This is a genomic window from Pseudomonas sp. SJZ079 (assembly GCF_007993865.1).
Classification (GTDB): domain Bacteria; phylum Pseudomonadota; class Gammaproteobacteria; order Pseudomonadales; family Pseudomonadaceae; genus Aquipseudomonas.
Genome location: NZ_VIUH01000015.1, coordinates 15,469 through 42,006, shown reverse-complemented (window position 1 = coordinate 42,006; position 26,538 = coordinate 15,469). Strand labels below are relative to the sequence as shown.

The 26,538-nt window shown below is 62.2% G+C and carries 25 protein-coding genes and 1 pseudogene; 13 read left to right on the top strand and 13 right to left on the bottom strand.

Annotated features, from left to right (window positions below):
* Window positions 1–131: 131 nt before the first annotated feature.
* Complete coding sequence (tsaD, locus tag FBY03_RS14445) at window positions 132–1,157, top strand: tRNA (adenosine(37)-N6)-threonylcarbamoyltransferase complex transferase subunit TsaD (protein WP_147173070.1); 1,026 nt, start codon at window positions 132–134, stop codon at window positions 1,155–1,157.
* Window positions 1,158–1,196: 39 nt separating this feature from the next.
* Here the strand turns inward: tsaD and plsY are convergent, their stop codons facing one another.
* On the bottom strand, window positions 1,197–1,766 hold the full coding sequence (gene plsY, locus FBY03_RS14440; protein ID WP_147173069.1) for a glycerol-3-phosphate 1-O-acyltransferase PlsY: 570 nt from the start codon (window positions 1,764–1,766) through the stop codon (window positions 1,197–1,199).
* A 212-nt stretch (window positions 1,767–1,978) separates the two neighbouring features.
* Here plsY and folB point away from each other — a divergent pair, with 212 nt between their 5' ends.
* Window positions 1,979–2,335 (top strand): dihydroneopterin aldolase, encoded by a 357-nt coding sequence (folB, locus tag FBY03_RS14435; RefSeq protein ID WP_147173068.1) that lies wholly within the window; start codon window positions 1,979–1,981, stop codon window positions 2,333–2,335.
* Window positions 2,326–2,862, top strand: a complete 537-nt coding sequence (folK, locus tag FBY03_RS14430) for a 2-amino-4-hydroxy-6-hydroxymethyldihydropteridine diphosphokinase (RefSeq protein WP_147173067.1) — start codon at window positions 2,326–2,328, stop codon at window positions 2,860–2,862. The genes folB and folK overlap by 10 nt, the downstream gene beginning before the upstream one ends.
* Here folK and FBY03_RS14425 read toward each other — a convergent pair.
* The 11 genes from FBY03_RS14425 to FBY03_RS14375 all read right to left on the bottom strand — a co-directional run bounded on the left by FBY03_RS14425 (window position 2,859) and on the right by FBY03_RS14375 (window position 16,949).
* Complete coding sequence (locus FBY03_RS14425; RefSeq protein WP_147173066.1) at window positions 2,859–4,091, bottom strand: multifunctional CCA addition/repair protein; 1,233 nt, start codon at window positions 4,089–4,091, stop codon at window positions 2,859–2,861. The two genes, folK and FBY03_RS14425, sit on opposite strands and share 4 nt — an antisense overlap.
* Window positions 4,092–4,257: 166 nt before the next feature.
* The gene (locus tag FBY03_RS14420) at window positions 4,258–5,838 is read right to left on the bottom strand and encodes a SpoVR family protein (RefSeq protein WP_147173065.1); all 1,581 of its coding nucleotides are present in this window, start codon (window positions 5,836–5,838) and stop codon (window positions 4,258–4,260) included.
* A complete protein-coding gene (locus FBY03_RS14415; protein WP_147173064.1) occupies window positions 5,835–7,106 on the bottom strand; it encodes a YeaH/YhbH family protein in 1,272 nt (423 codons plus the stop codon). The genes FBY03_RS14420 and FBY03_RS14415 overlap by 4 nt, the downstream gene beginning before the upstream one ends.
* A 103-nt stretch (window positions 7,107–7,209) precedes the next feature.
* Window positions 7,210–9,132, bottom strand: coding sequence for a PrkA family serine protein kinase (locus FBY03_RS14410; RefSeq protein WP_147173063.1), 1,923 nt, complete (start codon window positions 9,130–9,132; stop codon window positions 7,210–7,212).
* Between the two features lie 281 nt (window positions 9,133–9,413).
* Window positions 9,414–9,743 (bottom strand): thiosulfate sulfurtransferase GlpE, encoded by a 330-nt coding sequence (gene glpE, locus FBY03_RS14405; RefSeq protein WP_147173062.1) that lies wholly within the window; start codon window positions 9,741–9,743, stop codon window positions 9,414–9,416.
* Window positions 9,740–10,564 carry a symmetrical bis(5'-nucleosyl)-tetraphosphatase gene (locus FBY03_RS14400; RefSeq protein WP_147173061.1) on the bottom strand — a complete coding sequence of 275 codons (825 nt, stop codon included), beginning with the start codon at window positions 10,562–10,564 and terminating at the stop codon, window positions 9,740–9,742. Before FBY03_RS14400 ends, glpE begins: the two co-directional genes overlap by 4 nt.
* Window positions 10,564–10,944, bottom strand: coding sequence for a Co2+/Mg2+ efflux protein ApaG (gene apaG, locus FBY03_RS14395; RefSeq protein WP_147173060.1), 381 nt, complete (start codon window positions 10,942–10,944; stop codon window positions 10,564–10,566). Before apaG ends, FBY03_RS14400 begins: the two co-directional genes overlap by 1 nt.
* Before the next feature lie 31 nt (window positions 10,945–10,975).
* Entirely contained in the window at window positions 10,976–11,800 is an 825-nt protein-coding gene (gene rsmA / locus FBY03_RS14390; RefSeq protein ID WP_147173059.1) for a 16S rRNA (adenine(1518)-N(6)/adenine(1519)-N(6))-dimethyltransferase RsmA, read from the bottom strand.
* Window positions 11,801–11,943: 143 nt separating this feature from the next.
* Window positions 11,944–12,945, bottom strand: a complete 1,002-nt coding sequence (gene pdxA / locus FBY03_RS14385) for a 4-hydroxythreonine-4-phosphate dehydrogenase PdxA (RefSeq protein ID WP_147173058.1) — start codon at window positions 12,943–12,945, stop codon at window positions 11,944–11,946.
* 136 nt (window positions 12,946–13,081) lie between these two features.
* A complete protein-coding gene (locus FBY03_RS14380; RefSeq protein ID WP_147173057.1) occupies window positions 13,082–14,377 on the bottom strand; it encodes a peptidylprolyl isomerase in 1,296 nt (431 codons plus the stop codon).
* Entirely contained in the window at window positions 14,358–16,949 is a 2,592-nt protein-coding gene (locus tag FBY03_RS14375; RefSeq protein WP_306102482.1) for an LPS-assembly protein LptD, read from the bottom strand. The genes FBY03_RS14380 and FBY03_RS14375 overlap by 20 nt, the downstream gene beginning before the upstream one ends.
* 51 nt (window positions 16,950–17,000) lie before the next feature.
* On the opposite strand from FBY03_RS14375, the gene FBY03_RS23295 reads away from it, so the two are divergent.
* The 4 genes from FBY03_RS23295 to FBY03_RS14360 all read left to right on the top strand — a co-directional run bounded on the left by FBY03_RS23295 (window position 17,001) and on the right by FBY03_RS14360 (window position 19,698).
* Complete coding sequence (locus FBY03_RS23295; RefSeq protein ID WP_256677939.1) at window positions 17,001–17,183, top strand: hypothetical protein; 183 nt, start codon at window positions 17,001–17,003, stop codon at window positions 17,181–17,183.
* Window positions 17,184–17,244: 61 nt separating this feature from the next.
* Entirely contained in the window at window positions 17,245–18,270 is a 1,026-nt protein-coding gene (locus FBY03_RS14370) for an aminoglycoside phosphotransferase family protein (protein WP_147173055.1), read from the top strand.
* Window positions 18,267–18,938 (top strand): N-acetylmuramate alpha-1-phosphate uridylyltransferase MurU, encoded by a 672-nt coding sequence (gene murU, locus FBY03_RS14365; RefSeq protein WP_147173054.1) that lies wholly within the window; start codon window positions 18,267–18,269, stop codon window positions 18,936–18,938. The genes FBY03_RS14370 and murU overlap by 4 nt, the downstream gene beginning before the upstream one ends.
* A gap of 1 nt (window position 18,939) precedes the next feature.
* A complete protein-coding gene (locus FBY03_RS14360; RefSeq protein ID WP_147173053.1) occupies window positions 18,940–19,698 on the top strand; it encodes a DnaJ domain-containing protein in 759 nt (252 codons plus the stop codon).
* 32 nt (window positions 19,699–19,730) lie between these two features.
* On the opposite strand, the gene FBY03_RS14355 is transcribed toward FBY03_RS14360, so the two are convergent.
* A complete protein-coding gene (locus FBY03_RS14355; RefSeq protein WP_147173052.1) occupies window positions 19,731–20,750 on the bottom strand; it encodes an alpha/beta hydrolase family protein in 1,020 nt (339 codons plus the stop codon).
* A 135-nt stretch (window positions 20,751–20,885) separates the two neighbouring features.
* Here FBY03_RS14355 and rpe point away from each other — a divergent pair, with 135 nt between their 5' ends.
* The 6 genes and pseudogenes from rpe (at window position 20,886) to trpC (ending at window position 26,527) form a co-directional block, all read left to right on the top strand.
* Window positions 20,886–21,560, top strand: a complete 675-nt coding sequence (gene rpe / locus FBY03_RS14350; RefSeq protein ID WP_147173051.1) for a ribulose-phosphate 3-epimerase — start codon at window positions 20,886–20,888, stop codon at window positions 21,558–21,560.
* Window positions 21,557–22,481: pseudogene (locus FBY03_RS14345) on the top strand (phosphoglycolate phosphatase). Before rpe ends, FBY03_RS14345 begins: the two are co-directional and overlap by 4 nt.
* Window positions 22,482–22,549: 68 nt before the next feature.
* Window positions 22,550–24,043 carry an anthranilate synthase component I gene (gene trpE, locus FBY03_RS14335; protein WP_147173049.1) on the top strand — a complete coding sequence of 498 codons (1,494 nt, stop codon included), beginning with the start codon at window positions 22,550–22,552 and terminating at the stop codon, window positions 24,041–24,043.
* 11 nt (window positions 24,044–24,054) lie between these two features.
* Entirely contained in the window at window positions 24,055–24,651 is a 597-nt protein-coding gene (locus FBY03_RS14330; protein ID WP_147173048.1) for an aminodeoxychorismate/anthranilate synthase component II, read from the top strand.
* Window positions 24,648–25,694, top strand: coding sequence for an anthranilate phosphoribosyltransferase (trpD, locus tag FBY03_RS14325; protein WP_147173047.1), 1,047 nt, complete (start codon window positions 24,648–24,650; stop codon window positions 25,692–25,694). Before FBY03_RS14330 ends, trpD begins: the two co-directional genes overlap by 4 nt.
* Window positions 25,691–26,527 (top strand): indole-3-glycerol phosphate synthase TrpC, encoded by an 837-nt coding sequence (gene trpC / locus FBY03_RS14320; RefSeq protein ID WP_147173046.1) that lies wholly within the window; start codon window positions 25,691–25,693, stop codon window positions 26,525–26,527. Before trpD ends, trpC begins: the two co-directional genes overlap by 4 nt.
* Window positions 26,528–26,538 lie beyond the last annotated feature (11 nt).

Genomic DNA, 26,538 nt, shown 5'->3' with positions numbered 1-26,538 from the left:
GGTTGCGGATGTTACCGCCTCATTGCCCGGAATGCAAAGCCTCTGATCGAAAAGCACTGGTCGAGCCGCGTCAGGCACCCTTATCATGCGCCCCTTCGAAGCTGCCCCCTCTCTACTACAAGGCACTGCCCATGCTGGTTCTGGGATTGGAAACCTCTTGCGATGAAACCGGTGTCGCGCTCTATCACAGTGAGCGTGGACTGCTGGCCGATGCATTATTCAGCCAGATTGACTTGCATCGAGTCTACGGTGGAGTGGTGCCCGAGCTGGCATCACGCGACCACGTCAAACGCATGCTGCCGTTGATTCGCGAGGTGCTGGCCGAGGCCGGCTGCGTGTCGAGCGATATCGATGCGATTGCCTATACCGCGGGCCCCGGCTTGGTCGGCGCGCTGCTGGTCGGTGCCTCCTGTGCCCAGGCTCTGGCATTTGCCTGGGGCATCCCGGCTCTCGGAGTGCACCATATGGAGGGGCACTTGCTGGCGCCTATGTTGGAGGAGCAACCGCCGAGCTTTCCGTTCGTCGCTTTGTTGGTGTCCGGCGGGCATACCCAACTGGTACGGGTGGACGGTATCGGCCGTTATCAACTGCTGGGTGAGTCGCTCGACGATGCTGCCGGTGAGGCATTTGACAAGACCGCCAAGTTGATGGGCCTGAACTACCCGGGCGGGCCAGAAATTGCGCGCATGGCTGAGGGCGGCACGCCGGGGCGTTTCAAGTTTCCTCGGCCCATGACCGATCGTCCGGGCCTGGACATGAGTTTCAGTGGCTTGAAGACCTTCACCTTGAATACCTGGCAGCGCTGCCGCGAGGCCGGCGACGACACGGAGCAGACGCGCTGTGACATCGCCCTGGCGTTTCAGCAGGCGGTCGTCGAGACGCTGACCATCAAGTGTCGTCGCGCACTCAAACAAACGGGTTTGAACAGCCTGGTGATCGCCGGTGGCGTCAGTGCGAACAGCGCCCTGCGGGCCTCGCTGGAACGTATGTTGGGCGAGTTGCGGGGGCAGGTGTTCTACGCGCGCCCGGCCTTTTGCACGGATAACGGCGCGATGATCGCGTACGCCGGCTGTCAGCGCCTCAAGGCCGGTCAGCACGAGGGCTTGAGCATCACCGTGCAAGCGCGTTGGCCGATGGAGCAGTTGCCTGCGTTGTAAGGTTGCGGCTGGAGGATGAGCAGCGTTCAGGTTGTCGAGTCAGAAATGCCGCTCACGGCCGGCGAATAGATCGCGTAGATTGCCGCGATGACGCCAGACGACCAGGCCGGTGAGGGCGCTCATCGGTAACAGAGCCGCAGGCTGTTGCCAGGCCAGTAGCGGTAAAATCAGCGGTATGGCGATCAACGCCGCGATTGAGCTGATGCGGGTGAGGAAAAAGGTCAACAGCCAGGCGCTAACGGCGAGAAGCGCGGCCGGCGGGTAAAGCCCCAGCAGCATGCCCGCGGCAGTGGCGACGCCTTTGCCACCGCGGAAACGAAAGAACAAGGGATAGAGGTGACCGATTACCGCCGCGAGGCCAATCCAGGCTTGCTGTTGCAGGTTGAGGCCAAGCTGGTGGGCCATTAGCACGGGCAACAGACCTTTGAGTGAGTCGCCCAATAAGGTCAAGATGGCCAGGCGCTTGCCGGCGACCCGCATCATGTTGGTGGCGCCAGGGTTGCCTGAGCCACTGGCGCGTGGGTCCGGGCCATGGATCAGGCGACTGAGTAGAATGGCGAAGGACAGCGAGCCGAGCAGGTAGGCGAGGATCGCCAACAACCAAAACATGGTATCCATTCCGGGCGAGGGACGCCCTGATTCTAGCAGGCCGTTGAAATAGGTAGCGAGCGAAGGTTTGGCCTGCGAGATAAGCTCAACGAGTGCAGTTTACCCAGGGTAAATCAGCGTGTGAGTAGGGTCTCGGCGGGGTGTGTCGACGCAGTGGTTTTTAACAATGGCCTGCCAATGATGTGGCCTCCTAAGAGTTGCGGAGAAAGTGTTTGGACATAGTGTTTATTGAAGGGCTGGAAGTCGATACGGTGATCGGCGCCTATGACTGGGAGCGCACCATTCGCCAGTGCTTACGCCTGGATCTTAGCTTGGGCTGGGATAATCGACCGGCCGCCGCGGGCGATGACCTGAGCAAGGCGCTCGATTACGCCGCGGTGTCGACGCGTGTGCAGACTTTCGCCAGCGAGGCGCAGTTCATCCTGGTGGAAACCTTTGCCGAGCGTCTGATTGAGCTGCTGATGCACGAATTCCAGATTCCCTGGATGCGTCTGCGCTTGACCAAGCCCGGCGCAGTGCCGGCCGCTGCAGGTGGTGTCGGCGTGGAGATCGAGCGCGGATGTCGCTAACTCCGGTTTTTCTCGGCCTTGGCAGCAATATCGAGCGTCAGGCCCACTTGTGCGCCGGCCTTGAGGCGCTGGCGGGCTTTCTGCAGGAGATGCGCTGCTCGCCGGTGTTCGAGAGTCAGGCGGTGGGGATCAAGAGTGGGCCGTTCTTCAATCTGGTGGTGACGGGCTATACCGAGTTACCCCTGCGTGAGCTGGATCGTCGGCTGAAGTTCATCGAGGCGGACAATGGACGTTACGCACCGGAGCGCAAGGGTCTGCCGCTGGACATCGATGTGCTGTTGTATGGCGATCAAGTCGGCAATTTTGATGGCCTGATATTGCCCCGCGTAGAAATTCTGAAGAATGCTTTCGTGCTGTGGCCTCTGGCGCTATTGGCGCCGGATAGCCTGCATTTGGGCGAGCGGCGCAGTTTTGCCGAGCTGTGGCAGGCGGCGCGAATCGACCAGCAGCTGTGGCCGGTGGCCTTTCAGTGGCGCGGGGTCGAGCTGACCCCCGAGTCGCTGCGCCTGGCTTTTCCTAAGTCCTAAGGTTTTTCCGCGCTGTTCTTGTAGACCTTGAGCGCCTTCAGGCGCTCGCGCTTCAGTGCCTCGCCCAGCTCTGGGCCCGTGAATCCTTGCTGCAGCAGCGGTTGTACCGCAACGCTGCGCGCCGCCCGCATGGCGCCGCGCAGGTAGTCGGCCTGCGGGTAGGCGGACTGTTCCAGGCCATCGCGGCCGCGGGCATCCATTTCGCAAGCGGCTATGAATGCCTCGAAACGCTGCGGCCGTCGATAGACGTCAAAGTGCTGCAGCAGCTCCAGCAGGGTCGAGGCCTTCAGCTCCAGGGCACGATGACCATGGGTGTGGTATTCACCGACCAGCAGGGCCAGCTCCTGGCAGTCTTTCGGTGCCTTGCTGCGCTCGTTGATCGCGCGGATCGCCGCCAGGCCGCGTTGCTCGTGGGCAATATGCCGGGGCCACTCCGCCTCGGGTGTCAGGCCTTTGCCCACGTCGTGCAGCAGGCAGGCCCAGCGCACGCTCAGCGGTTGTTGGTGTTCGGCGCATTGTCGCAAGACGCTGAGTACATGCGCGCCGGTGTCGATCTCCGGATGGTGGGCGGGTGGTTGCGGGACGCCAAATAGCGCGTCGACTTCCGGAAGCAGCGCCTTGAGGGCACCGCAGTCGCGCAATACGCGGATAAATATATCCGGGCGTGGCTCCAGCAGCGCGCGCGAGATTTCCTTCCAGCTGCGCTCGGGGGTGAGTGCCGACAGTTCGCCGGAATCGCTGAGTTGGCGCATGAGATCGAGGGTTGGTTGGGCGACGCTAAAGCCCAGCGGCGCATAACGCGCGGCGAAGCGCGCGACGCGCAGTACCCGTAACGGGTCTTCGGCAAACGCCGGGGAAACATGCCGCAGCAGACGTGCGGCGAGATCGCGTTGCCCGCCGTAGGGGTCGATCAGCTGTCCTTGAGCGTCCTCGGCCATGGCGTTGACGGTCAGGTCGCGGCGGATCAGGTCTTCTTCCAGGGTGACTTCCGGGCTGGCGTAGAAGGTGAAGCCACCGTAGCCGCGCCCGCTCTTGCGCTCGGTGCGCGCCAGGGCGTACTCCTCGCCCGTTTTCGGGTGCAGGAACACCGGGAAATCCGCACCTACCGGGCGAAATCCCTGCGCTAACATCTGCTCGGCCGTGGCGCCGACTACCACCCAGTCGATCTCGCTGACCGGTCGCCCCAACAGACGGTCGCGTACCGCGCCGCCGACTTTGTAAATCTGCATGCCTACCTCCGTTGCCGCAGAGGATAACGGTTAGGCGTGCCGGTGGGAAAAGGCTTATCGCCCAGGAGCCACGTCGAGGTAGCGCGGTCGGATGAGCAAGTGGCGTATCACAGCAGCCGCGCCAAGGCTGCTGTGATACGCACGGGCGCTGGCTGGGGGCAGCCGATTAGATGGGGGGAATGATCAGGTCCAGTCGCGGGTGATCGCTGTCATGTTCAGGGTCGCCTTTGGGCGGCACGTGCTGGGTGTTGATCAACTTGTCGCCTTGCAGTGTTTCCAGGTGGATATCGAAGCCCCACAGGCGGTGCAGGTGCTTCAGCACCTCTTCGGTCGAGCTGCCCAGTGGCTTGCGATCATGCTGTTGATGGCGCAGGGTCAGCGAGCGGTCGCCGCGTCGATCGATGCTCCAGATTTGCACGTTGGGTTCGCGGTTGCCGAGGTTGTACTGCGCGGCGAGGGTTTCGCGGATGATTTGATAGCCCGGATCGTCGTGGATGGCGGAGACCAGCAGTTCATCCTTCTGGTCGTCGTCCATGATGCTGAACAGCTTGAGATCGCGAATCACCTTGGGCGACAGGTACTGCAGGATAAAACTCTCGTCCTTGAAGCTCTTCATGGCAAATTTCAGGGTGCTCAGCCAGTCGCTGCCGGCAATATCGGGGAACCAGCGCCTGTCTTCTTCGGTGGGCGCCTCACAGATCCTGCGGATGTCGCGGTACATGGCAAAACCCAGGGTGTAGGGGTTGATGCCACTGTAATAAGGGCTGTCGAACGGCGGTTGGTAGATCACGCTGGTGTGCGACTGCAGGAACTCCATGATAAAGCCTTCGGTGACCAGGCCTTCGTCATACAGATCGTTCATCAGGGTGTAGTGCCAGAAGGTCGCCCAACCTTCGTTCATCACCTGGGTCTGGCGTTGCGGATAGAAATATTGGGCGATCTTGCGCACGATGCGGATCACCTCGCGCTGCCAGGGTTCCAGCAGCGGTGCGTGCTTTTCCAGGAAGTACAGGATGTTTTCCTGGGGTTCGGCGGGGAAGCGCTTGCTGTCCTTGTCGTCGCCTTTGTCCGCGCCTTTGGGAATGGTGCGCCAGAGGTCGTTGATCTGCTTTTGCAGGTGTTCTTCGCGATCTTTCTGCCGGCGCCGCTCTTCTTCGGCGGAAATCGGGTAAGGGCGCTTGTAGCGATCGACACCGTAGTTCATCAGGGCGTGGCAGGAGTCCAGCAGGTCCTCCACGGCGTCGATGCCATGACGCTCCTCGCACTGCATGATGTACTGCTTGGCGAACACCAGATAATCGACAATCGAGCTGGCATCGGTCCAGGTGCGGAACAGGTAGTTACCCTTGAAGAAGCTGTTGTGCCCATAACAGGCATGGGCCACCACCAGCGCCTGCATGCACATGGTGTTCTCTTCCATCAGGTAGGCGATGCACGGGTCGGAGTTGATCACGATCTCGTAGGCCAGGCCCATCTGGCCGCGCTTATAGTTCTTCTCGGTACTGAGGAACTGCTTGCCGTAGGACCAGTGGTGGTAGCCCAGTGGCATGCCGACCGAGGCGTAGGCATCCATCATCTGCTCGGCGGTGATGACTTCGATCTGGTTCGGGTAGGTGTCCAGCGCATAGCCTTCGGCGATCCGGCTGATCTCTCGATCGTAGGCGCGGATCAGCTCGAAGGTCCATTCCGAGCCGGTGGAGATCGGTTGGCCTTTCTTTTTGCGCACAGCGCCGTCATATGCCGTCATGTTTCGAGCCTCCGCTGGAACAGTTCGCGGAACACTGGGTAGATATCGGCCGCCGAGACCAGCTGCTGTTGGGCGAAGGTGTCGACGAACGCTTCGCAGACCTGCTCGTATTCGAACCACAGCGCCTGGTGCTCGCGCGGGGTGATCTCGACGTAGGTGAAGTACTGCACGAACGGCATGATCTGCTTTATCAATATATCCCGACAGATCGGTGAATCATCGTTCCAGTTGTCGCCGTCCGACGCCTGGGCGGCATAGATATTCCACTCGTTGATGGGATAGCGCTCGGCCATGATCTCCTGCATCAGTTTGAGTGCGCTGGAGACTATGGTGCCGCCGGTCTCGCGGGAGTAGAAGAACTCTTCCTCGTCCACCTCTTTGGCGCTGGTGTGGTGGCGGATGAATACCACTTCGATCTTGTCGTAATTGCGCTTGAGGAACAGGTACAACAGGATGAAGAAGCGCTTGGCGATGTCCTTGGTCGACTGGGTCATCGAGCCGGACACGTCCATCAGGCAGAACATCACGGCTTTCGAGCTGGGGTTCGGCTGCTTGACCAGCAGGTTGTACTTGAGGTCGAAGGTGTCGAGGAACGGCACGCGGTTGATGCGCGCGTGCAGCTTGCTGATTTCAGCTTCCAGTTGCTGAATGTCGCCGAGGTTGTCCGGTTCCTCACGCTTGAGGCGCTCCAGTTCGGCTTGCGCGATTTTCAATTTGGCGCGGCTGCTGCCGGACAGGGCGATACGCCGGGCGTGGGCCGAGCGCAGGGTGCGGATGATGTTGATCCGTGACGGGTTGCCCTCGTTGCTGATGCCGGCGCGCACGGTCTTGAAGGTGTCGCTGCCGGTCAGATGGCGCTTGACCAGATTGGGCAGCTCCAGGTCCTCGAACATGAAGTCGAGGAATTCTTCCTGGGTGATCTGGAAGACGAACTCATCCATGCCTTCGCCGCTATTGCTGGCTTTGCCTGCGCCTTGGCCGGCCCCGCCGCCTTGCGGGCGAGGAATGCGTTCGCCGGTGGTGAATTCTTTGTTGCCCGGGTGGACGATTGTCTGCTTGCCGCCCCGGCCATGGTGCAACACCGGTTCGTCGATATCGCGACCGGGAATACTGATCTGTTCGCCATGCTCCATGTCGGTAATGGAGCGGCGGCTGACCGCTTCCTCCACCGCTTTCTTGATGTGGTCACGGTAACGTCGCAAAAAACGCTGGCGGTTTACCGTGCTTTTGTTCTTGCCGTTCAGGCGCCGGTCGATCACATGGCTCATAGACCCCTCCGGGGAGCTTTAAGCTGCAAGCCACGAGCGGCAAATGGAGCCGTGTTGCGCGGGCACTCCGGCTTGCCGCTTGTGGCTGATGCTTGGGGCTACGTTACTGCGATTTGCGAACCCGCAGATACCACTCGGAGAGCAGGCGCACCTGCTTGTCGGTGTAGCCGCGCTCGACCATGCGAGTGACGAAGTCGTTGTGTTTCTGTTTGTCCTCCTTGCTGGCCTTGGCATTGAAGCTGATGACCGGAAGCAGGTCCTCGGTGTTGGAGAACATCTTCTTCTCGATCACCACGCGCAGCTTCTCGTAGCTGAGCCAGGTTGGGTTCTTGCCGTTGTTGTTGGCGCGGGCGCGCAAGACGAAGTTGACGATTTCGTTGCGGAAATCCTTCGGGTTGCTGATGCCGGCCGGTTTTTCGATCTTTTCCAGTTCCTCGTTGAGCGCCACGCGATTGAGGATTTCGCCGGTTTCCGGGTCACGGTATTCCTGGTCCTGAATCCAGAAGTCGGCGTACAGCACGTAGCGGTCGAAGATGTTCTGTCCGTACTCGCTGTAAGACTCGAGGTAGGCCGTCTGGATTTCCTTGCCGATGAACTCGATGTAACGCGGTGCCAGGTATTCCTTGATGAAGCGCAGGTAGCGTTCGCGCGTCTCGGCGGGGAACTGTTCCTGCTCGATCTGCTGTTCCAGTACATACAACAGGTGTACCGGGTTGGCAGCGATCTCATGGGGGTCGAAGTTGAACACCTTGGAGAGAATCTTGAAGGCGAAGCGGGTCGACAGGCCGTTCATGCCCTCGTCGACGCCCGCGGTGTCGCGGTATTCCTGGATCGACTTGGCCTTGGGGTCGGTGTCCTTGAGGTTTTCGCCGTCGTAGACCCGCATCTTCGAGTAGATATTCGAGTTTTCCGGTTCCTTCAGCCGGCTCAGCACGGAGAACTGGGCGAGCATCTTCAGGGTGTCTGGGGCGCAATGGGCGTTGGCCAGAGAGCTGTTGAACAGCAGCTTGTCGTAGATCTTTATTTCATCGGTCACGCGCAGGCAGTACGGTACCTTGACGATGTAGATACGGTCGATGAACGCCTCGTTGTTCTTGTTGTTGCGGAAGTTGTGCCATTCCGATTCGTTAGAGTGGGCCAGCAGAATACCGCTGTAGGGAATCGCACCGAGACCTTCGGTGCTGTTGTAGTTGCCTTCCTGGGTGGCGGTCAGCAGTGGGTGCAGCACCTTGATCGGTGCCTTGAACATCTCGACGAATTCCATCAGGCCTTGGTTGGCGCGGCACAGGGCACCGGAGAAGCTGTAGGCGTCGGCGTCGTTCTGCGGGAATTCTTCCAGTTTGCGGATATCCACCTTGCCGACCAGCGCCGAGATGTCCTGATTGTTCTCGTCGCCCGGCTCGGTCTTGGCCACGGCGATCTGGTTGAGAATCGACGGGTAGAGCTTGACCACACGGAACTGGCTGATGTCGCCGCCGAACTCGGCCAGACGCTTGGTCGCCCAGGGCGACATGATGCTGTTGAGGAAGCGCTGCGGGATACCGTAGTCCTCTTCCAGGATGGCGCCGTCCTCGGTCGCGCTGAACAGGCCGAGTGGCGACTCGAACACCGGCGAGCCCTTGATCGCATAGAAGGGCACTTTTTCCATCAGCTGCTTGAGCTTCTCTGCCAGCGACGATTTACCGCCGCCAACCGGGCCGAGCAGGTAGAGGATTTGTTTCTTCTCCTCCAGGCCTTGAGCGGCGTGGCGGAAGTAGGAGACGATCTGGTCGATGCACTCTTCCATGCCGTGGAAGTCGGCGAAGGCCGGGTAACGGCGGATGACCTTGTTGGAGAAGATGCGCGACAACCGCGAGTTGCTCGAGGTGTCGAGCAGTTCGGGCTCGCCTATGGCCATCAGCAGGCGCTCGGCAGCGGTGGCATAGGCGCTGCGGTCCTGCTTGCATAGCTCAAGGTACTCCTGCAGGGAGTATTCCTCTTGCCGAGTCGCTTCGAAGCGCTGCTGGAAGTGGCTGAAAATGGTCATGACGTCACCTCGCTCAATGCTAGGAGCCGGCGCGGGATCGGTCGTGCGGGTGCTGGTAGTCGGCTGACGAATCAGTCGAGAGATATCCCCCAGTACACCAAAAGGTCTTACCGATGGCCCGGATGCCGGTTGGCCGGCTCTACCTTGTTTTGGATGGCCTGAGCTAAAGGATAGTTCGGAATCGGCGAGGTCAAGGGGCGGCGAACGATATCAAGATATTACCGTTCGTCAGGAAAGGGCGGCAGCCCAGTGCCGGTGCGGTTTGACCGCCGAATATATTTTTATTCGGGCTGCGTTTGCGTGGAGTCTTCGGGGTAAGTGCTGCGCCACAACTCGAAGCCGCCATCCAGGCTGTACACCTCCGAAAACCCCTGACCGACCAGGTAGGCGGCGGCGCTCTGGCTGGAGTTGCCGTGGTAGCAGGCAACGATCAGCGGTCGGTCGAGGTCGGCCTTGGCGATAAAGTCGTGCAGTGAGTGATTGTCCAAGTGCTGCGAGCCGGCGATGTGGCCGAGGGCAAAACTCTCAGGGTCGCGGATATCGACCACCACTGCGCCTTGTTCGCGCAGGGCCTTGGCCTGCTTCGGGGGGATGCGTTTGAAGTCGCTCATGGGTGCTCCAGGTTACAGTCACAGCGGTGTCGCTCGCCGCTGTCGATATTCAATAAGGTCATGGCGCCGCCCCACACGCAACCAGTGTCCAGGGCAAACAGGCCGGGTTCATTGCACTGGCCTTCCAGCGCAGCCCAGTGACCGAAGATGATCTTCTGTCCACGCGTCTTGCGCTCGCGATGGCTGAACCAGGGGGCATAGCCAGGCGGCGCGCTGTCGACGCCTTCTTTGCTCTTCAGGTCCAGGGTACCGTCTGCGCTGCAAAAGCGCATGCGGGTGAAGTAGTTGGTGATCACCCGCAGGCGCGGGACGCCATGCAACTCCCTGTCCCAGCGGGCGGGTTCGTTGCCGTACATGCCGTCGAGAAACAGCGGGAAGCGGGCGTCGTCGCGCAGCGCTTCCTCGACCTCGCTCGCGCGTTTGAGGGCTTTTTCCAGGGTCCATTGTGGGGGAATCCCAGCGTGCACCAGGGCGATGTCACGCTCGGCGTCGTAATGCAGTAGCTTCTGTTGGCGCAGCCAGTCGAGCAGCTCGTCGCGATCGGGTGCGTCGAGAATTGCGCGCAAGGTGTCGGCCTTTTTCAGGCGTTCAATGTTCTGCGCGACGGCCAGCAGGTGCAGGTCATGGTTGCCCAGTACACAGGTCACGGCATCGCGCATGCGGTAGAGAAAACGCAGGGTTTCCAGCGACTGCGGGCCGCGGTTGACCAGGTCACCGACCAACCACAGGCGGTCTTTGTCGGGGTCGAAGGCCACACGTTGCAAGAGGCACTGGAGGGGGCTGAGGCAACCCTGCAGGTCGCCTACCGCGTAAGTGGCCATCAGTGCAGCGAGCCCGGTACCGCCAGGCGGAAGGGCGCGATATCGGCGTCGAAGCGTTTACCGTCTTCGGCGAGCATTTGATAACTGCCCTGCATGGTGCCGACGTGAGTGGCGATCAGCGTGCCACTGCTATAGGTATGACTGTCGCCAGGTTCGATCAGTGGTTGTTGCCCCACCACACCGGCGCCACGCACTTCCTGCACGCGGCCGTCGCCATCGGTGATCAGCCAGTGGCGTGAGAGCAGTTTGGCCGATAGTTCACCGCTATTGACGATGGTTACGGTATAGGCAAACGCAAAGCGATTTTGCTCCGGCTGCGATTGCTCCGGCAGGTAGCGAGTGGTGACGCTGACGTCGACCTGATAGCGAGGATCGGGCATGTGCTGGGACTCGGTATGCTGAACAGGCAGTTTAGCGGCTGTCAGGCGTTGCTGGGGTGCTCTGCTGCTCGGCCAGTTGATCGGCCAGGCGCACGAAGGCCGCCAGATCCAATTGCTCGGGGCGTAGGCTGCCGTCAACGCCGGCCGCTTCGATCGCAGTCGCGGGCAGTAGGGCTTTGAGCGTGTTGCGCAGGGTCTTGCGGCGCTGGTTGAAGGCCTCCCGCACTACGCGCTCGAGCAGGTGATGGTCCTTGGCTGGATACGGCAGTGTCTCATGGGGCACCAGGCGGACGATCGCCGAGTCGACTTTAGGCGGCGGGCTGAACGCGCCCGGGCCAACGTTGAACAGGTGCTCGACCCGGCAGTGGTACTGCACCATGATCGACAAACGGCCCCAGTCGCCACCACCGGGCTCGGCGGCCAGACGCTCGACCACTTCTTTCTGCAGCATGAAGTGCATGTCGTGGATCAACGCGGCATTGCTCAGCAGGTGGAAGATCAACGGCGTGGAAATGTTGTACGGCAGGTTACCGACCACCCGCAGGCTGCGGGGGGGCGCGCCCAGGCGGTTGAAGTCGAACTTCAGCGCGTCGCCCTGATGCAGCTGAAAGCGCGGCTCTGTGGCGAATTTAGCGTTGAGGATCGGGATCAGGTCGCGATCCAACTCGACGACATCGAGTTTTGCGCCGCTGTCGAGCAGGCCCTCGGTCAAGGCGCCCTGGCCCGGGCCGATTTCCAGCAAATGCTCGCCTTCGCGGGCGTGAATCGCCCGCAGGATGCGGTGGATGACCCCGGCGTCGTGCAAAAAGTTCTGACCGAAACGCTTGCGCGCGCGGTGTTGATAGGGTTCGGACATTCAAACGGCTCCAAGCTTCAAGCCGCGAGCTTAAAGCGAATGCAAAGTGCGGCAGTTTAACAGGGCGTGGGGTGGATGGTGTTTTTCCATCCACCTTTAGGCTTAGGGGCTAGAGGGCGGCCGGCGTGCGCTGGCCTGACGCCTCAGTTCTGCTGGGTCTGGCTGGCGGCCATGGCGTAGGCGGTTTCCAGGGCGACTTGCAGGCTGCCGCTGTCGATCTTGCCGCTACCGGCCAGATCGAGGGCGGTGCCGTGATCGACCGAGGTGCGGATGATCGGCAGGCCCAGGGTGATGTTGACCGCAGCGCCGAAACCCTTGAATTTGAGCACCGGCAGCCCTTGGTCGTGATACATCGCCAGCACTGCATCGCAGTGCTCGAGGTGCTTCGGGGTAAACAGGGTGTCGGCCGGTAGCGGGCCGATCAAGTCGATGCCTTCGCCGCGCAACAGTTCGAGCGTCGGTTCGATGGTCTCGATTTCCTCGCGGCCCATGTGGCCGCCCTCTCCGGCATGCGGGTTGAGGCCGCAGACCAGAATGCGCGGCTGGTCGATGCCGAACTTATCGCGCAGGTCGGCATGCAGGATGCGGGTAACGCGGGCCAGGCGCTTGGCGGTAATCGCCGCGGCGACATCCTTGAGCGGCAGATGGGTAGTCACCAGGGCCACGCGCAGGCCACGGGTGGCGAGCATCATCACCACTTGCTCGGTGTGGGTGAGATCGGCGAGAAACTCGGTGTGCCCGGAGAAGGCGATGCCGGCGTCGTTGATCACGCCCTTATGCACCGGCGCGGTGATCATCCCGGCGAAATGCCCGTCCAGGCAGCCCTGAGCGGCGCGGGTCAGGGTTTCCAGGACGTAGGCGGCGTTGGCCTGATTCAGCTGGCCGGCAACGACCGGAGCGGCCAGCGGCGTATCCCACACATACAGACTGCCTGCTGGGCTGGGCTGTTGCGGCCAGGTGCCGGGGGCGATCGGGATCAGCTCAATCGCCACGTCCAGTTGCCTGGCGCGCTCGGCGAGCAGGTCACGACTGGCGACGGCAATTAGCGGGTGGGGTTGCGCCTGGCGCGCGAGCAGCAGGCACAAGTCGGGGCCTATGCCTGCCGGCTCGCCGGGGGTCAGTGCGAAAAGAGGCTGTGCAGTCATGGCAAGTTCTCGATCGCTCTATCAGGGCGGGTATTAATTTTGGGACTGAGCGCTATCTTATGCTGTACGCGGCCCTTAACGGAAAAGCCCGGTGCTGCTAGTTGCAGGCGCCGGGCTCGGGTCCAGCTGGGCAGGCTTAGAGCTTGCTCTCGACGTAGGCCTCGTCGCGGATCTGGCGCAGCCAGGCTTGCAGCTCTTCGTCGTATTTGCGGTTGCGCAGCAGGTTCATTGCTTGTTGCTCACGGAACTCCTCGCTGCTGTCAGTGGCACGACGGCCCATGACTTGCAGTATGTGCCAGCCGTAGGTGCTCTTGAACGGTTTGGACAGCTCGCCGCTGGGGGTGGAGTTCATCACCTCGCGGAACTCCGGAACCAGTGCGTTCGGGTCGATCCAGCTGAGCAGGCCACCATTGAGCGCCGAGCCCGGGTCTTCCGAGAAGCTCTTCGCCAGTTCGGCGAAGTCTTCCCCAGCCTTTACCCGCTGGTAAAGGCGCTCGATCAGGCGCTTGGTTTCGGCTTCGCTGCGAATTTCACTGGGCTTGATCAGAATGTGGCGAACGTTGACCTCGTCACGTACCTGGTTGCCGCCGCCACCGCGCTTTTCCAGCAGCTTGAGCATGATGAAACCGCCCGGCGTGCGCACCGGCTCGGTGACCTCGCCGACCGACAGGGCGCCGATCATGGCGTCGAAGGGTGGGGGCAGTTGAGCCGCTTTGCGCCAGCCCATCTCGCCACCTTCCAAGGCGGTTTCGCTGGCCGAACGGGCGATCGCCAGTTGGGCGAAGTCGGCGCCCTGCTTCAGTTGTGTATAAAGCTCTTGCACCTGGCGATCCGCCGCCTGGATAGTCTCGGGAGACGCCCCTTCAGGAACCGGAATGAGGATGTTCGCCAGGCGGAACTCTTCCGACAGTTGCAACTTGCCGAGGTCGGAGGCGAGGAAGTTCTGCACTTCCTGATCGGTCACCTGGATGCGCTCGGCCACACGGCGTTGACGCACTCGGCTGATGATCATCTCGCGGCGTACCTGGTCGCGGGCATCGGCGAAGGACAGCCCATCCTTGGACAGCGCGGCCCTGAACTGCTCGATGCTCATGCCGTTGCGCTGAGCAATGGTGCCGATCGCCTGGTTGAGTTCTTCATCGGTGATGCGAATGCCGGAGCGGTCACCGATCTGCAGCTGAATGTTCTCGATAATCAGGCGTTCCAGCACTTGCTGGCTGAGCACATTTTCCGGCGGCACGGCCGCGCCGCGCTTGGCGATGGTTTGCTGCACCTCGCGAACGCGTGCGTCCAGTTGGCTCTGCATGATCACGTCGTTGTCGACAATCGCCACGACGCGGTTGAGTGGTTGTACCTCGGCCTGCGCCGCGGCACTCAGGAACACTGCGCCCAACAGCAGCGGGCGCAGACAATCAGAAAGCTTGATCTTCACGTTCACGATAACCTTGAATGCCTTGGTCGAGGAAAGTTTCAACCTTGTTGCCTGTCACGCCGCCCAGGCCTTTGAGGACGATTTGCAGGAAGATACCGCTGTCGGCCTGATCATTCAGCGAGGGGTTCAGACTGACTTCGTCGTAGTCGATCCAGTAGCGATTGACCACCCGCAGCTTCCAGCAGCAACTGTCGTACTCAAAGCCGGCGAAGGCCTCGAGGGTGCGATTGCGGCCATAATCATACTGCCAGCGGGAAATCGCACTCCACTGCGGGACGATTGGCCAGATCACCGAGAAGTCATGCTGGCTGACCTTGTAGTAGTCCTTGATGAAGTTGGGGGTGCCCGGCGTGCCGAAATCGCCGCCGCCAACCACCCAGCTACCGGTGCTCTGGTCGAAACGCACGGTGTCGTTGCGGTAGCGATAGCCGGCGTTGATGATCTTGTTCGGGTTGTCTTCCGGCTGGTAGTGGAACATGGTGCTACCCGAGCGGGTGCGGTGGGTGTCCGGGTCCCAGTTGAAGTCCGCGGACAGGCGCCAGTCACGGTTGAAGCGGTACAGATATTCCAAGGCGTAAGGCGATACGGATGATTGCGCATCGACACGGGTGCTTGCCTCGATGCCTGGCAGTTGCACCTTGCGGTCTTTGAAATAGAAGGCCTGGCCGATGCTGAAGCGCTGCCGTTCGAAACCGTTGCTTTCGATCCAGCGGTTGGTGACACCCAGTGACAGTTTGTTTTCGTCGCCGATGCGATCCTTGCCGGAGAAGCGGTTCTCGCGGAACAGCGACGCATAGTTGAAGGTGTATTCGCCGGAGTCGAAGACCGGAATGTCGGTCTGGTCTTCCTCGGGTACATAGAGGTAGAACAGGCGCGGTTCCAGGGTCTGGCGGAAGTCTTTGCCGAACCACTGGGTGTTGCGGTCGAAGTACAGGCCGCTGTCGACGCTGTACATGGCCAGGCTGCGGCTTTGACTGGAACTGAACTCCTGCTCGGCCAGCAGAGTGTTTTTGCCTTGCTGGTCGAGGCTCAGGTCATAGTTGGTCTGCAGGAACTTGACCTGCGGCTTGACGAAGCCCCAGCTCCAATCCAGCGGCAGGCTGGCGGCCGGCTCCAGGTGCAGGCGATTGCCGTTGGCGCGAGCCAGGCCCTGCAAGTTCGTGTCGTACCAAGGGGTTGTAATGCCATTTTCATCGCTGAACAGACCCGAGCGCAGGTCGCGATCGAAGCGCACCAATTCGCTGCCGTAGCTGAAGTCCAGGCCGCCCGGGTGAAACGGCAGCGCGCCATCCAGGGTGATCTGTGGCAAACGGTTGTACGGGGTGATATCGGTGATGTTGGCCAGCTCGTAAGCGTGTGCATTCAGGCGGGCGGTGTAGCCGTCGCCACGATAGGTCAGGGTGCCGCGCTGATTGACATAGGTCGTGTTGTCGATACCGAGGTCGGTGCTCAGGTCCTGAAAATAATACGGATCGCTGATGTCGGTGTAGTCGACTTCGGCCAGCAGGCGCGAGTCTAGGCCCTGCTTGTGCTGCCAGCTATAGAGCCAGCGCTGCTGCTTGGACTCCGATTGCAGCTTGCGGTCGTCGTTGCTGTCGCTGATGTAGCCGGCGCCCAGCTGACCTTCGCTGCTCTTGGTCAGGTAGCGCATTTCGCCTTCGGTGAGCAGGCCGCGGTCGCTCATGTATGTCGGGTAGAGCGTGGCGTCGTAGTTCGGCGCCAGATTGAAATAATAGGGCGTCTGCAGCGTCAGGCCGTTATTGCCGGAGCTGCTGATGCTCGGCGGCAAGAAGCCGGACTGGCGCCGATCATCAATCGGAAAGTGGATATACGGCGTGTAGAAAACCGGGAAATCCTTGACCCGCAGGGTGACGTTGGTCGCGGTGCCAAAACCGGTGGCGGGATTCAGGGTGACGTTGTTGCCTTTCAGGTGCCAGGCGTTGCTGCCGGGCTCGCAGCTGGTATAGGTGCCGTCTTTCAGGCGGATAATCGCCGTCTCTTCACGTTTGGCGTAGAGCGCGCTGCCGCGTACATGGCCTTTGTGCAGGACATACTCGGCGTTATCGATCTTGGCTTCGCCGTTGTCCAGTTGCAGCTCGGCACGGTCGCCGACCACCAGCGCGCCATCGTCACGCAGACGAACATTACCAATCAGCTCGCCACGATTTTCGGCTTGAAGCAGGCGGGCCTCGTCGGCCTCGACCTGCAGGCTCGATTGGCGCAGAACCACATCGCCAGCCAGGGTCGCGACCTGTTGTTCCTGCTCGTAGCGCGAGGCTTTGGCGGAAACGAACAGCGGCGCTTCGCTCATCGGCGTTGTGTCGCCCATGCCCGGGCGCTTCGGCTCAACGTAAGCGCCGGCGCAGTAAGGGCCGGTTTCGGCCAGCTGCGCGGCGCTCAGTTGCTCGCGCGGCACCCAGTCCAGATGGCTGTAGTCGGCGCTGCGCGAGGCCAGGGCCTTGCCGCCGCTTTGCGTGACTAGGGTGGCGGTGGAGGCTTTGCTCTCTCCCCTCTTGTCTGCGGAGGTGCCGGCGCTGACGGCGGAGCCACTGTGCACCGGGCGTGCCGGCACAGCAGCACTGCTGGCTTTTGGCGCGCATGCCCAGCTACCGGAAGCCGACGCTTGGCAGTCATACTGCTCGGCAGCTATGGCGAATTGGCCAGCGACAGGCTGTATGGCAAGAAGGCTGCCAGTGACCAGAAGTGGGAATTTTTTACGGAACGCGGGGTATTTTACTGCCATCTTATTTTTCCGGGCTTCCTGCGCGCTATCGGCCCAGGGGCCGCACGCCTCTCGATGGGCTGAAAAAGATGCTGGATAATAAAGCATGACCCGCGCAACGGCTAGCGCCGTGGAGACCCTTGTAATGCCTGATGAAGATGTACGCCTGCAACTCCTGAACGATTGGCTCGATCGGCAGCTGCCGACGCTGTTCGCCGCGCAAGGCTGGGGTGAAGTGCCCGCTGCCACGTTGACGTCGGCCAGCAGCGACGCCAGCTTTCGTCGTTATTTCCGCTGGCAAGGTGCCGGACGCAGCCTGATCGTGATGGATGCGCCACCGCCGCAGGAGGACTGTCGGCCCTTCGTTAAGGTTGCGGCGCTGTTGGCTGGAGCCGGGGTGAGCGTGCCGCAGGTACTCGCGGCCGATGTCGAACGCGGCTTTCTATTGCTGAGTGATTTGGGCCGGCAAACCTATCTGGACGTGATCGATGCGGATAACGCCGGCCCGCTGTTCGCCGATGCACTGGAGGCGTTGTTGGCGTTTCAGCGGTTACCGATGGAGGCGGGATTGCCGAGCTATGACGACGCCTTGCTGCGCCGCGAGTTGCAGCTGTTTCCCGAGTGGTACGTGCAACATCACCTGGGCATCGAACTGGATGCTGCGCAACAGGCTGCCTGGCAGCGCATCAGTAACCTGTTGATCGCCAGCGCGCTAGCGCAACCCAAGGTCGTGGTGCATCGCGATTACATGCCGCGCAACCTGATGCTCAGCGAGCCGAATCCGGGGGTGCTGGATTTTCAGGATGCGGTCTACGGACCGGTCAGCTATGACGTGACCTGCCTGTTCAAGGATGCCTTTCTCAGCTGGCCGGAGGCGCGGGTGCGCGACTGGCTGGAAGCCTATTGGCGGCAGGCGCGTGCCACGGGTATTCCGGTGCAGGCGGAGCTGGACGACTTTCTGCGCGCCAGTGATTTGATGGGGGTGCAGCGCCACCTCAAGGTGATCGGTATTTTTGCGCGTATTTGTCACCGTGATGGCAAACCCAGGTACCTCGGCGACGTGCCACGTTTCTTCGCGTATATCGACGCCGTGCTGGCGCGCCGACCCGAGTTGGCCGAGTTGGGCGAGTTGCTGGTGAGCTTGCGACAGGTCGAGACGGCATCCGTATGAAGGCGATGATTCTCGCCGCCGGCAAAGGTGAGCGCCTGCGCCCCTTGACCTTGCATACGCCAAAGCCGTTAGTGCAGGCCGCCGGCGTGCCGCTGATCGAGTACCACGTGCGTGCCCTGGCCGCCGCGGGTATCCGCGCATTGGTGATCAACCATGCCTGGCTCGGGCAGCAGATCGAGGACTACCTCGGCGACGGCGGGCGCTTCGGCGTGAGCATCCGCTACTCGGCCGAGGGTGAGCCGCTGGAAACCGGGGGCGGGATTTTTCGGGCATTGCCCTTGCTCGGCGATGAACCCTTTCTGGTGGTCAACGGCGATATTTTTACCGACTACCCCTTTGCCGTGCTGGATAAGCCGCTGAGCGGGCTGGCTCACCTGGTGCTGGTGGCCAACCCGGCGCATCACCAGTCGGGTGATTTCTGCCTGGATCAAGGTCGAGTGAGTGATGCCGTCGTCGATCAACCGAGCCTGACCTACAGCGGCATCGCGCTGCTCTCGCCAGCGCTGTTCGCCGGCTGCCAGCCCGGTGCGTTCAAGCTGGCGCCGCTGTTGCGCACTGCCATGCGCGAAGGGCAGGTAAGTGGCGAGACCTTTAGTGGGCGTTGGGTCGATGTTGGCACCCATGAGCGCCTGGCTGAAGTAGAGCGTTTGCTCGCGCAGGGGGATTGACGTGCTCTGGCCGGCGACATTGCTCGGTGCATTTGCCGGTCTGGCCGTGGCCAGTATTCCCGGGGCATTGCTCGGTGGTCTGCTCGGTCAGGTGCTGGATCGCCGTCTGCGCTTGAGCAGTTGGGCCGCGCTGCGTGAGCGGCTGGGGGGGCGGGCAATACCCGGCGATGAGGAGGTGTTGTTTCTTCTGCTTGGCCGTTTGGCCAAGTGCGATGGCCGGGTGCTGCATGCACATATTCAGCAGGCGCGGGCCGAGATGCAGCGCCTGGGGCTGGATGAGGTGGCGCAGCGACGGGCCATCGAGGCGTTTGCGCGCGGCAAGACCGGGCGTGACAGTCTGCGCGCGCCGCTGCGTCATCAGACGGTGCGCGGTGAAGCCTTGTTGCGCGCGTGCTGGCGGATGGCCTGGGTGGATGGTCGGGTGTCGCGAACCGAGCGCGAGCTCATTCTGTTGTGGGGCAAGTGGCTGAATGTCCCCGCTGCGACCCAGGAGGCGCTGAGTGCGGCCTACGCGCCGAGGCAAGGCCCGTTGGCCTCGGCCGGTGGTAGCTATCAGGACGCGCTGCGTTTGCTCGGGGTCGCGGCCGATAGCGAACCACTGCAGATCAAGCGCGCTTATCGACGGTTGTTGAGTCGTCACCATCCCGACAAGCTGACCGGCAGTGGCGCAGGCCCCGAGCGGGTGCGCGAAGCCACGGAAAAAACCGGCGAGCTGCACCGGGCCTACGAGCTGATCCGCCAGCGCCACGGTTTTCGCTAGGCGCCAGGCAGGCCTGCCGTCGGGGCGATTAGCTACTGTGCGCTGGCGTGCAGGTGCTGGTTGAGCCAGCCGCGGATGCGCCGATACAACTGTTCCTGCTCCGCTGGCGGATTACCGGGTAGCGCCTGCATGGCGATCTGAGTGTAGGCCGGGTGCTTTTGTCGCTTGCTCGTCTGCATGCGCTTGAGCGCGGCATTGCGATCGCTGTTCTGCTCTTGGTAGTAGAAATCGCCGGTGGCCAGCTTCAGGCCGGGGATGAGTTCATCCAGCGCCGGGCTGAATCCGTCGGGCAGTTCGGCGGCGACCAGCAGCAGGTTCTGCACCTCCGTTGGCTGGCGTTCGGCCAGAAAGCGTGCCGCCCAATAAGCGCCACTGCCATGGCCGAGCAGGACGATGGTCTTCGCCTGTTGCTGTTGGGCGAAGGCGATGCCGGCTTCGATGCGCGTCAGGACGCGCTCTGCGTGGGTCTTGCGCTGGGCTTCGCGAGCGGTTTCAAGATCAGTACTGGCGGGCAACGCCTGATCGTCGACTGGCGGTTCGTCGGCGGCCTCAGTCGGGTCAGGCTCGCCGGTGCTCTCGTCTGTTTGGGCTGCTATTGGCTGTCTGGCAGGGGCGGCGTTGACGTTGGCGTCGGTGGAGGCGCTGCGCAAGGGCAGGCTCTCACCCTGAGGGTCGGGCAAGCTCAGGCTCAGGCTGTGCCACCCGGCATCCGGTAACTTGCGCCGCAGTGGTCCGATGCTTTGTGGCCAGTCGGCGCTCTCATCGTCGCCGGGCAGGAGAATCACCGCGCCGCTTGGTTCGCCGACGTTGGCGGGTAGCCAGAGGGCCAAAAAGCTGTCATCGGCGGTCTTGAGTTGCTGCTGCTGTTTATCTTGTAGCTGGCGCTCGAGTGCGCTGGCGTCGGCCTGGCTGCGCTCCGCCAGCTTTGCGCGCTCAACTGCGGGCAAAGCTGTGCTGACAGGCGCGCTACTCGGGGGCACCTCGCCTTCGGCATAAGCCTGCGCGCCGAGCAACAGCAGGCACAGGGCAAGGGGGGCATGGTGCGAGGGCATAGCACTTCTCCGGGCGGCAATCGTGCTCGCAGCCTAGCGGTTTTGCGGTTGTTTTGTCAGGCGTCTCCGGCCATGCCGAGCCTTGCTCTGGGCTGGTACACTGCGCGCCTTCCGTGAATGCTCCCGAGGTGCGCCATGCAACCCTTCGCCATCGCCCCGTCGATCCTTTCCGCCGACTTCGCTCGCCTGGGCGAGGAAGTGGATAACGTCCTCGCTGCCGGCGCCGATATCGTCCACTTCGATGTGATGGACAACCATTACGTGCCCAACTTGACCATCGGCCCGATGGTCTGCACGGCGCTGCGCAAATACGGCATCACCGCTCCGATCGATGCCCACCTGATGGTCAAGCCGGTGGATCGACTGATCGGCGATTTCATCGAGGCTGGCGCCAGCTACATAACCTTCCACCCGGAAGCGTCCGAACATGTCGATCGCTCGCTGCAACTGATCCGTGCCGGCGGCTGCAAGGCCGGCCTGGTGTTCAATCCGGCGACCCCGCTGGACGTGCTCAAGTACGTGATGGACAAGGTCGACATGATCCTGTTGATGAGCGTCAACCCGGGCTTCGGCGGGCAGAAGTTCATCCCCGGCACGCTCGATAAGTTGCGCGAGGCGCGTGCGCTGATCGATGCCAGTGGCCGCGATATCCGCCTGGAGATCGATGGCGGGGTCAATGTGCAGAACATCCGCGAGATCGCCACGGCCGGCGCCGATACCTTTGTCGCCGGTTCGGCGATCTTCAACCAGCCGAACTACCGCGAGGTGATCGAGGCGATGCGCGCCGAGCTGGCGCAGGTGCGCGGCTGATGCAGTTGCGCGAGCTGTTTGCTGGCCAGTTGCCGCGCCTGGTGATGTTCGACCTGGACGGTACCCTGGTGGACTCGGTGCCGGATCTCGCCGCCGCCGTGGATAAGGTGCTGCTCGGCCTTGGCCGGGCGCCGGCAGGCGTCGAGCGAGTGCGCGACTGGGTCGGCAATGGCGCCAGCGTGTTGGTGCGCCGCGCCCTGGCCGGTGGCCTGCAGCACGCGCATATCGCCGAGGCGGACGCGGCCGAGGCGCTGCAGCTGTTTATGCAGGCCTACGCCGAGAGCCATGCCCTGACCCGTGTCTATCCCGGGGTGAAGGACATGCTCGGCTGGCTAACCGAGCAGGGTATTGCACTGGCCATCGTCACCAATAAGCCGGAGCGCTTCGTCGCCCCGTTGTTGGATGAGAAAGGACTGGGTGGCTATTTCCGCTGGATTGTCGGCGGCGATACGCTGCCGCAGCAGAAGCCCGATCCGGCAGCCTTGCTGCATATCCTGCGGCTGGCCCAGGTCGAGGCGCGGCAGGCATTGTTTGTCGGCGACTCGCGCAACGACGTGCTGGCGGCCAAGGCGGCGGGCGTGCCCTGTGTGGCGCTCAGTTATGGTTACAACCACGGCCGGCCAATCGCCGAAGAGGCGCCGGCGCGAGTGATCGACGACCTACGAGAGTTATTGTTGGCTACAGAGTAAGCAGGAGCCTGCAGGCGATGCTTGCGCGGGCTCGCCACCATTGAGGAAACAGGGCGGCAGTTGGCCTGAGAGCAAGTTCGGCGGGTTGATTCGCCTCGGCGGCTACGCTAGTGTGGCCAGTCTTTACTCCCGCCCAAGAGATCCCCCCGTGGTGGTTACCTGCAAACACTGGCTCGCACGAGCTGGGATGAAAATCATCAAGTCTCTGGCCCGTTGGCGCTGGCGCCTCTGAACTGATCTTGGCCGCTTAGTCGGCAGGTTTGCACACGACCGTTTTACCCTCAAGCCACGAGGCTGATCATGATCCGCGAAGAATTCCTGCGTTTGGCCGCTGCCGGCTATAACCGCATCCCCCTTGCCTGTGAAACCCTGGTCGACTTCGACACGCCGTTGTCGATCTACCTGAAACTGGCCGATCAGGCCAACACCTACTTGCTGGAGTCCGTGCAGGGCGGCGAGAAGTGGGGGCGTTACTCGATTATCGGCCTACCAGCCCGCACCGTGCTGCGCGCCTACGGCCATAGCGTCAGTATCAGCGTCGATGGTGTCGAAGTGGAGCGCCACGAGTGCGCGGACCCACTGGACTTCGTCGAGCAGTTCAAGGGGCGCTACAAGGTGCCGACCCTGCCGGGGCTGCCGCGCTTCAATGGCGGGCTGGTGGGCTACTTCGGTTACGACAGCGTGCGTTATGTGGAGAAGCGTCTGGGCGCCTGCCCTAATCCCGATCCACTGGACACTCCAGACATTCTGCTGATGGTCTCGGATGCCGTGGTGGTGTTCGACAACCTGGCCGGCAAAATGCACGCCATCGTGCTCGCCGACCCGGCCGAAACCAACGCGCTTGAGAACGGGCTGGAACATCTGCAAAACATCCTGAGCAAGCTGCGCCAGCCGATCACTCCGCGCCTGGGGGTCGATTTGAATGCCGCGTCGGCTGCCGAGCCGGCATTCCGCTCCAGCTTCAGCCGTGACGACTATGAGCGTTCGGTGAATGCCATCAAGGAGTACATCCTGGCGGGAGACTGCATGCAGGTGGTGATCTCCCAACGCATGTCGATTCCCTTCAAGGCCGCGCCGATCGATTTGTATCGCGCGCTGCGCTGCATTAATCCGACGCCCTATATGTACTTCTTCAATTTTGGCGACTTCCATGTGGTGGGCAGCTCGCCGGAGGTGCTGGTGCGCGTGGAGGACAACCTGGTGACGGTGCGGCCGATCGCCGGCACCCGCCCGCGCGGCGCCAATGAAGCGGCCGATGTGGCGTTGGAGCAGGACCTGCTCTCGGACGCCAAGGAGCTCGCCGAACACCTGATGCTGATCGACCTGGGGCGCAACGATGTCGGTCGCGTGTCGAGCACCGGCAGCGTCAAGCTCACCGAGAAAATGGTGATCGAGCGTTATTCCAACGTCATGCACATCGTCTCCAACGTCACCGGTCAGCTCAAGGACGGCCTGAGCGCCATGGATGCTTTGCGCGCCATCCTGCCGGCCGGCACGCTGTCCGGCGCGCCGAAGATCCGCGCCATGGAAATCATCGATGAGCTTGAGCCGGTCAAGCGTGGCGTCTATGGCGGCGCGGTCGGCTATTTGGCCTGGAACGGCAATATGGACACGGCCATCGCCATTCGCACCGCGGTGATCAAGGACGGCGAGCTGCACGTGCAGGCCGGCGCCGGCATAGTCGCCGACTCGGTGCCGGCGCTGGAGTGGGAGGAGACGCTGAACAAGCGCCGCGCCATGTTCCGCGCCGTGGCGCTCGCCGAACAAACCGCCCCTGTCCAGACCAAGAACTAAGGAGTCCTGCCATGCTGCTGATGATCGATAATTACGACTCCTTTACCTACAACGTGGTGCAGTACCTCGGCGAACTGGGTGCCGAGGTCAAGGTGATTCGCAACGACGAACTGAGCGTCGCCGAGATCGAGGCGCTAAAGCCCGAGCGCATCGTCGTTTCCCCGGGCCCCTGCACGCCGACCGAGGCCGGGGTGTCGCTGGCGGTGATTGCTCATTTTGCCGGCAAGCTGCCGATTCTCGGCGTCTGCCTGGGCCACCAGAGCATCGGCCAGGCCTTCGGCGGCGATGTGGTGCGCGCGCGTCAGGTGATGCACGGCAAGACAAGTCCGGTGTTTCACCAGGACCTGGGCGTTTTCGCCGGGCTCAACAAGCCGCTGACGGTGACCCGCTATCATTCGCTGGTGGTCAAGCGCGAAACCCTGCCGGGCTGTCTGGAGGTCACGGCCTGGACTCAGCTGGACGACGGCTCGCTCGATGAAATCATGGGCCTGCGCCACAAGGCCCTGAACATCGAAGGTGTGCAGTTTCACCCCGAGTCTATTCTCACCGAGCAGGGTCACGAGCTGTTTGCCAATTTCCTCAACCAACACGGAGGCGTGCGCCAATGAACATCAAGGAAGCCCTCAATCGGGTGGTCGGTCAGCTCGATCTCAGTACCGAGGAAATGCAGGACGTGATGCGCGAGATCATGACCGGGCAGTGCAGCGACGCGCAGATCGGCGCCTTCCTCATGGGCCTGCGCATGAAGAGCGAGACCATCGACGAGATCACCGGTGCAGCCAAGCTGATGCGCGAGCTGGCCTCACCGGTGCAGATCGACGCCGAGCGCCTGGTCGACACCTGCGGTACCGGCGGCGATGGCATGAACATCTTCAACGTCTCCACGGCGGCGGCCTTCGTCGTCGCGGCGGCCGGCGGCAAGGTGGCCAAGCACGGCAATCGTGCGGTCTCCGGCAAGAGCGGCAGTGCCGATCTGTTGGAGGCGGCCGGGGTTTACCTCAGCCTGACGCCGGCGCAGGTCGCGCGTTGCGTGGAGAGCGTCGGTGTCGGTTTCATGTTCGCCCCGGCCCATCACGGCGCGATGAAGCATGCCATTGGCCCGCGTCGTGAGTTGGGGCTACGGACTATTTTCAATATGCTCGGGCCGATGACCAATCCGGCCGGGGTCAAGCACCAGGTGATCGGAGTGTTCAGCCAGGCGCTGTGCCGGCCGCTGGCCGAAGTGTTGCAACGCTTGGGCAGTGAGCACGTGCTGGTGGTGCATGCCCATGATGGCCTGGATGAGATCAGCCTGGCTGCGCCGACCTATGTGGCCGAGCTGAAAGGTGGCGTGGTCAGCGAGTACCGTATCCAGCCGGAAGACTTTGGCATCAAGAGCCAGAGCCTGATCGGGCTTACCGTGGAAACCCCCGCCGAGTCCCTGGCGCTGATTCGCGACGCGCTGGGTCGGCGCAAGACCGAGGCCGGGCAGAAAGCCGTCGACATGATCGTGCTCAACGCCGGCGCCGCGCTCTATGCTGCCGATCTGGCCAGCAGTCTCCAGCAAGGCATGGACATGGCCCACGATGCACTGCACACCGGCCTGGCCTGGGAAAAGCTGCAGGAGCTGGTGTCCTTCACCGCAGTGTTCAAACAGGAGAATGAAGGGTGAGCCTGCCGACCGTTCTGGAAAAGATTCTCGCCCGCAAGGCCGAAGAAGTGGCCGCACGCCGCGCCCTGGTCAGCCTCGCCGAGGTCGAACAGCAAGCGCGGGCCGCCGATGCGCCCCGTGGCTTCGCCCAGGCCTTGCTGGCCCAGGCCAAGCGCAAGCAGCCGGCGGTGATTGCCGAGATCAAGAAGGCCTCACCAAGCAAAGGCGTGCTGCGCGAGCAGTTCGTGCCGGCGGAGCTGGCTCAGAGTTACCAGGCCGGGGGGGCGACCTGCCTCTCGGTGCTGACCGATGTGGATTTCTTTCAGGGCGCTGACCGTTATTTGCAGGAGGCCCGCAGCGCCTGCTCGCTGCCGGTGATTCGCAAGGACTTCATGATCGACCCGTACCAGATCGTCGAGGCCCGTGCCTTGGGCGCGGACTGCGTGTTGCTGATCGTCTCGGCCCTGTCCGATGCGCAGATGGCCGAGCTGGCGGCGACCGCCAAGGCTCACGATCTCGATGTGCTGGTGGAAGTGCACGATGGCGATGAACTGGATCGCGCGCTGAATACCCTGGATACGCCGCTGGTGGGGATCAACAACCGCAACCTGCACAGCTTCGAGGTGAGCCTGGAAACTACCCTGGACCTGTTGCCGCGGATTCCGCGCGACCGTCTGGTGGTGACCGAGAGTGGCATCCTCAATCGCGCCGATGTCGAGTTGATGGAAATCAGTGAGGTCTACGCCTTTCTGGTCGGCGAGGCGTTTATGCGCGCGGAAAATCCCGGCGCCGAGCTGGAGCGCCTGTTCTTTCCCGGAGGCAAGCGGGTGGTCAGCGGTCTGGATGTCGACTGACCAGCCTGAAT

Bases quoted from the DNA above. Each gene is read 5' to 3' on its own strand.
- FBY03_RS14425 (WP_147173066.1), bottom strand. From the start codon at position 4,091: ATGCAGATTTACAAAGTCGGCGGCGCGGTACGCGACCGTCTGTTGGGG.
- FBY03_RS14355 (WP_147173052.1), bottom strand. From the start codon at position 20,750: ATGCCCTCGCACCATGCCCCCCTTGCCCTGTGCCTGCTGTTGCTCGGC.
- pdxA (WP_147173058.1), bottom strand. From the start codon at position 12,945: ATGACTGCACAGCCTCTTTTCGCACTGACCCCCGGCGAGCCGGCAGGC.
- FBY03_RS14370 (WP_147173055.1), top strand. From the start codon at position 17,245: ATGCCTGATGAAGATGTACGCCTGCAACTCCTGAACGATTGGCTCGAT.
- apaG (WP_147173060.1), bottom strand. From the start codon at position 10,944: ATGCCCGATCCTCGCTATCAGGTCGACGTCAGCGTCACCACTCGCTAC.
- FBY03_RS14415 (WP_147173064.1), bottom strand. From the start codon at position 7,106: ATGAGCCATGTGATCGACCGGCGCCTGAACGGCAAGAACAAAAGCACG.
- FBY03_RS14330 (WP_147173048.1), top strand. From the start codon at position 24,055: ATGCTGCTGATGATCGATAATTACGACTCCTTTACCTACAACGTGGTG.
- folK (WP_147173067.1), top strand. From the start codon at position 2,326: ATGTCGCTAACTCCGGTTTTTCTCGGCCTTGGCAGCAATATCGAGCGT.
- murU (WP_147173054.1), top strand. From the start codon at position 18,267: ATGAAGGCGATGATTCTCGCCGCCGGCAAAGGTGAGCGCCTGCGCCCC.
- rsmA (WP_147173059.1), bottom strand. From the start codon at position 11,800: ATGTCCGAACCCTATCAACACCGCGCGCGCAAGCGTTTCGGTCAGAAC.
- tsaD (WP_147173070.1), top strand. From the start codon at position 132: ATGCTGGTTCTGGGATTGGAAACCTCTTGCGATGAAACCGGTGTCGCG.
- plsY (WP_147173069.1), bottom strand. From the start codon at position 1,766: ATGTTTTGGTTGTTGGCGATCCTCGCCTACCTGCTCGGCTCGCTGTCC.
- trpE (WP_147173049.1), top strand. From the start codon at position 22,550: ATGATCCGCGAAGAATTCCTGCGTTTGGCCGCTGCCGGCTATAACCGC.
- rpe (WP_147173051.1), top strand. From the start codon at position 20,886: ATGCAACCCTTCGCCATCGCCCCGTCGATCCTTTCCGCCGACTTCGCT.
- glpE (WP_147173062.1), bottom strand. From the start codon at position 9,743: ATGAGCGACTTCAAACGCATCCCCCCGAAGCAGGCCAAGGCCCTGCGC.
- FBY03_RS14400 (WP_147173061.1), bottom strand. From the start codon at position 10,564: ATGGCCACTTACGCGGTAGGCGACCTGCAGGGTTGCCTCAGCCCCCTC.
- FBY03_RS14410 (WP_147173063.1), bottom strand. From the start codon at position 9,132: ATGACCATTTTCAGCCACTTCCAGCAGCGCTTCGAAGCGACTCGGCAA.
- trpD (WP_147173047.1), top strand. From the start codon at position 24,648: ATGAACATCAAGGAAGCCCTCAATCGGGTGGTCGGTCAGCTCGATCTC.
- FBY03_RS14420 (WP_147173065.1), bottom strand. From the start codon at position 5,838: ATGACGGCATATGACGGCGCTGTGCGCAAAAAGAAAGGCCAACCGATC.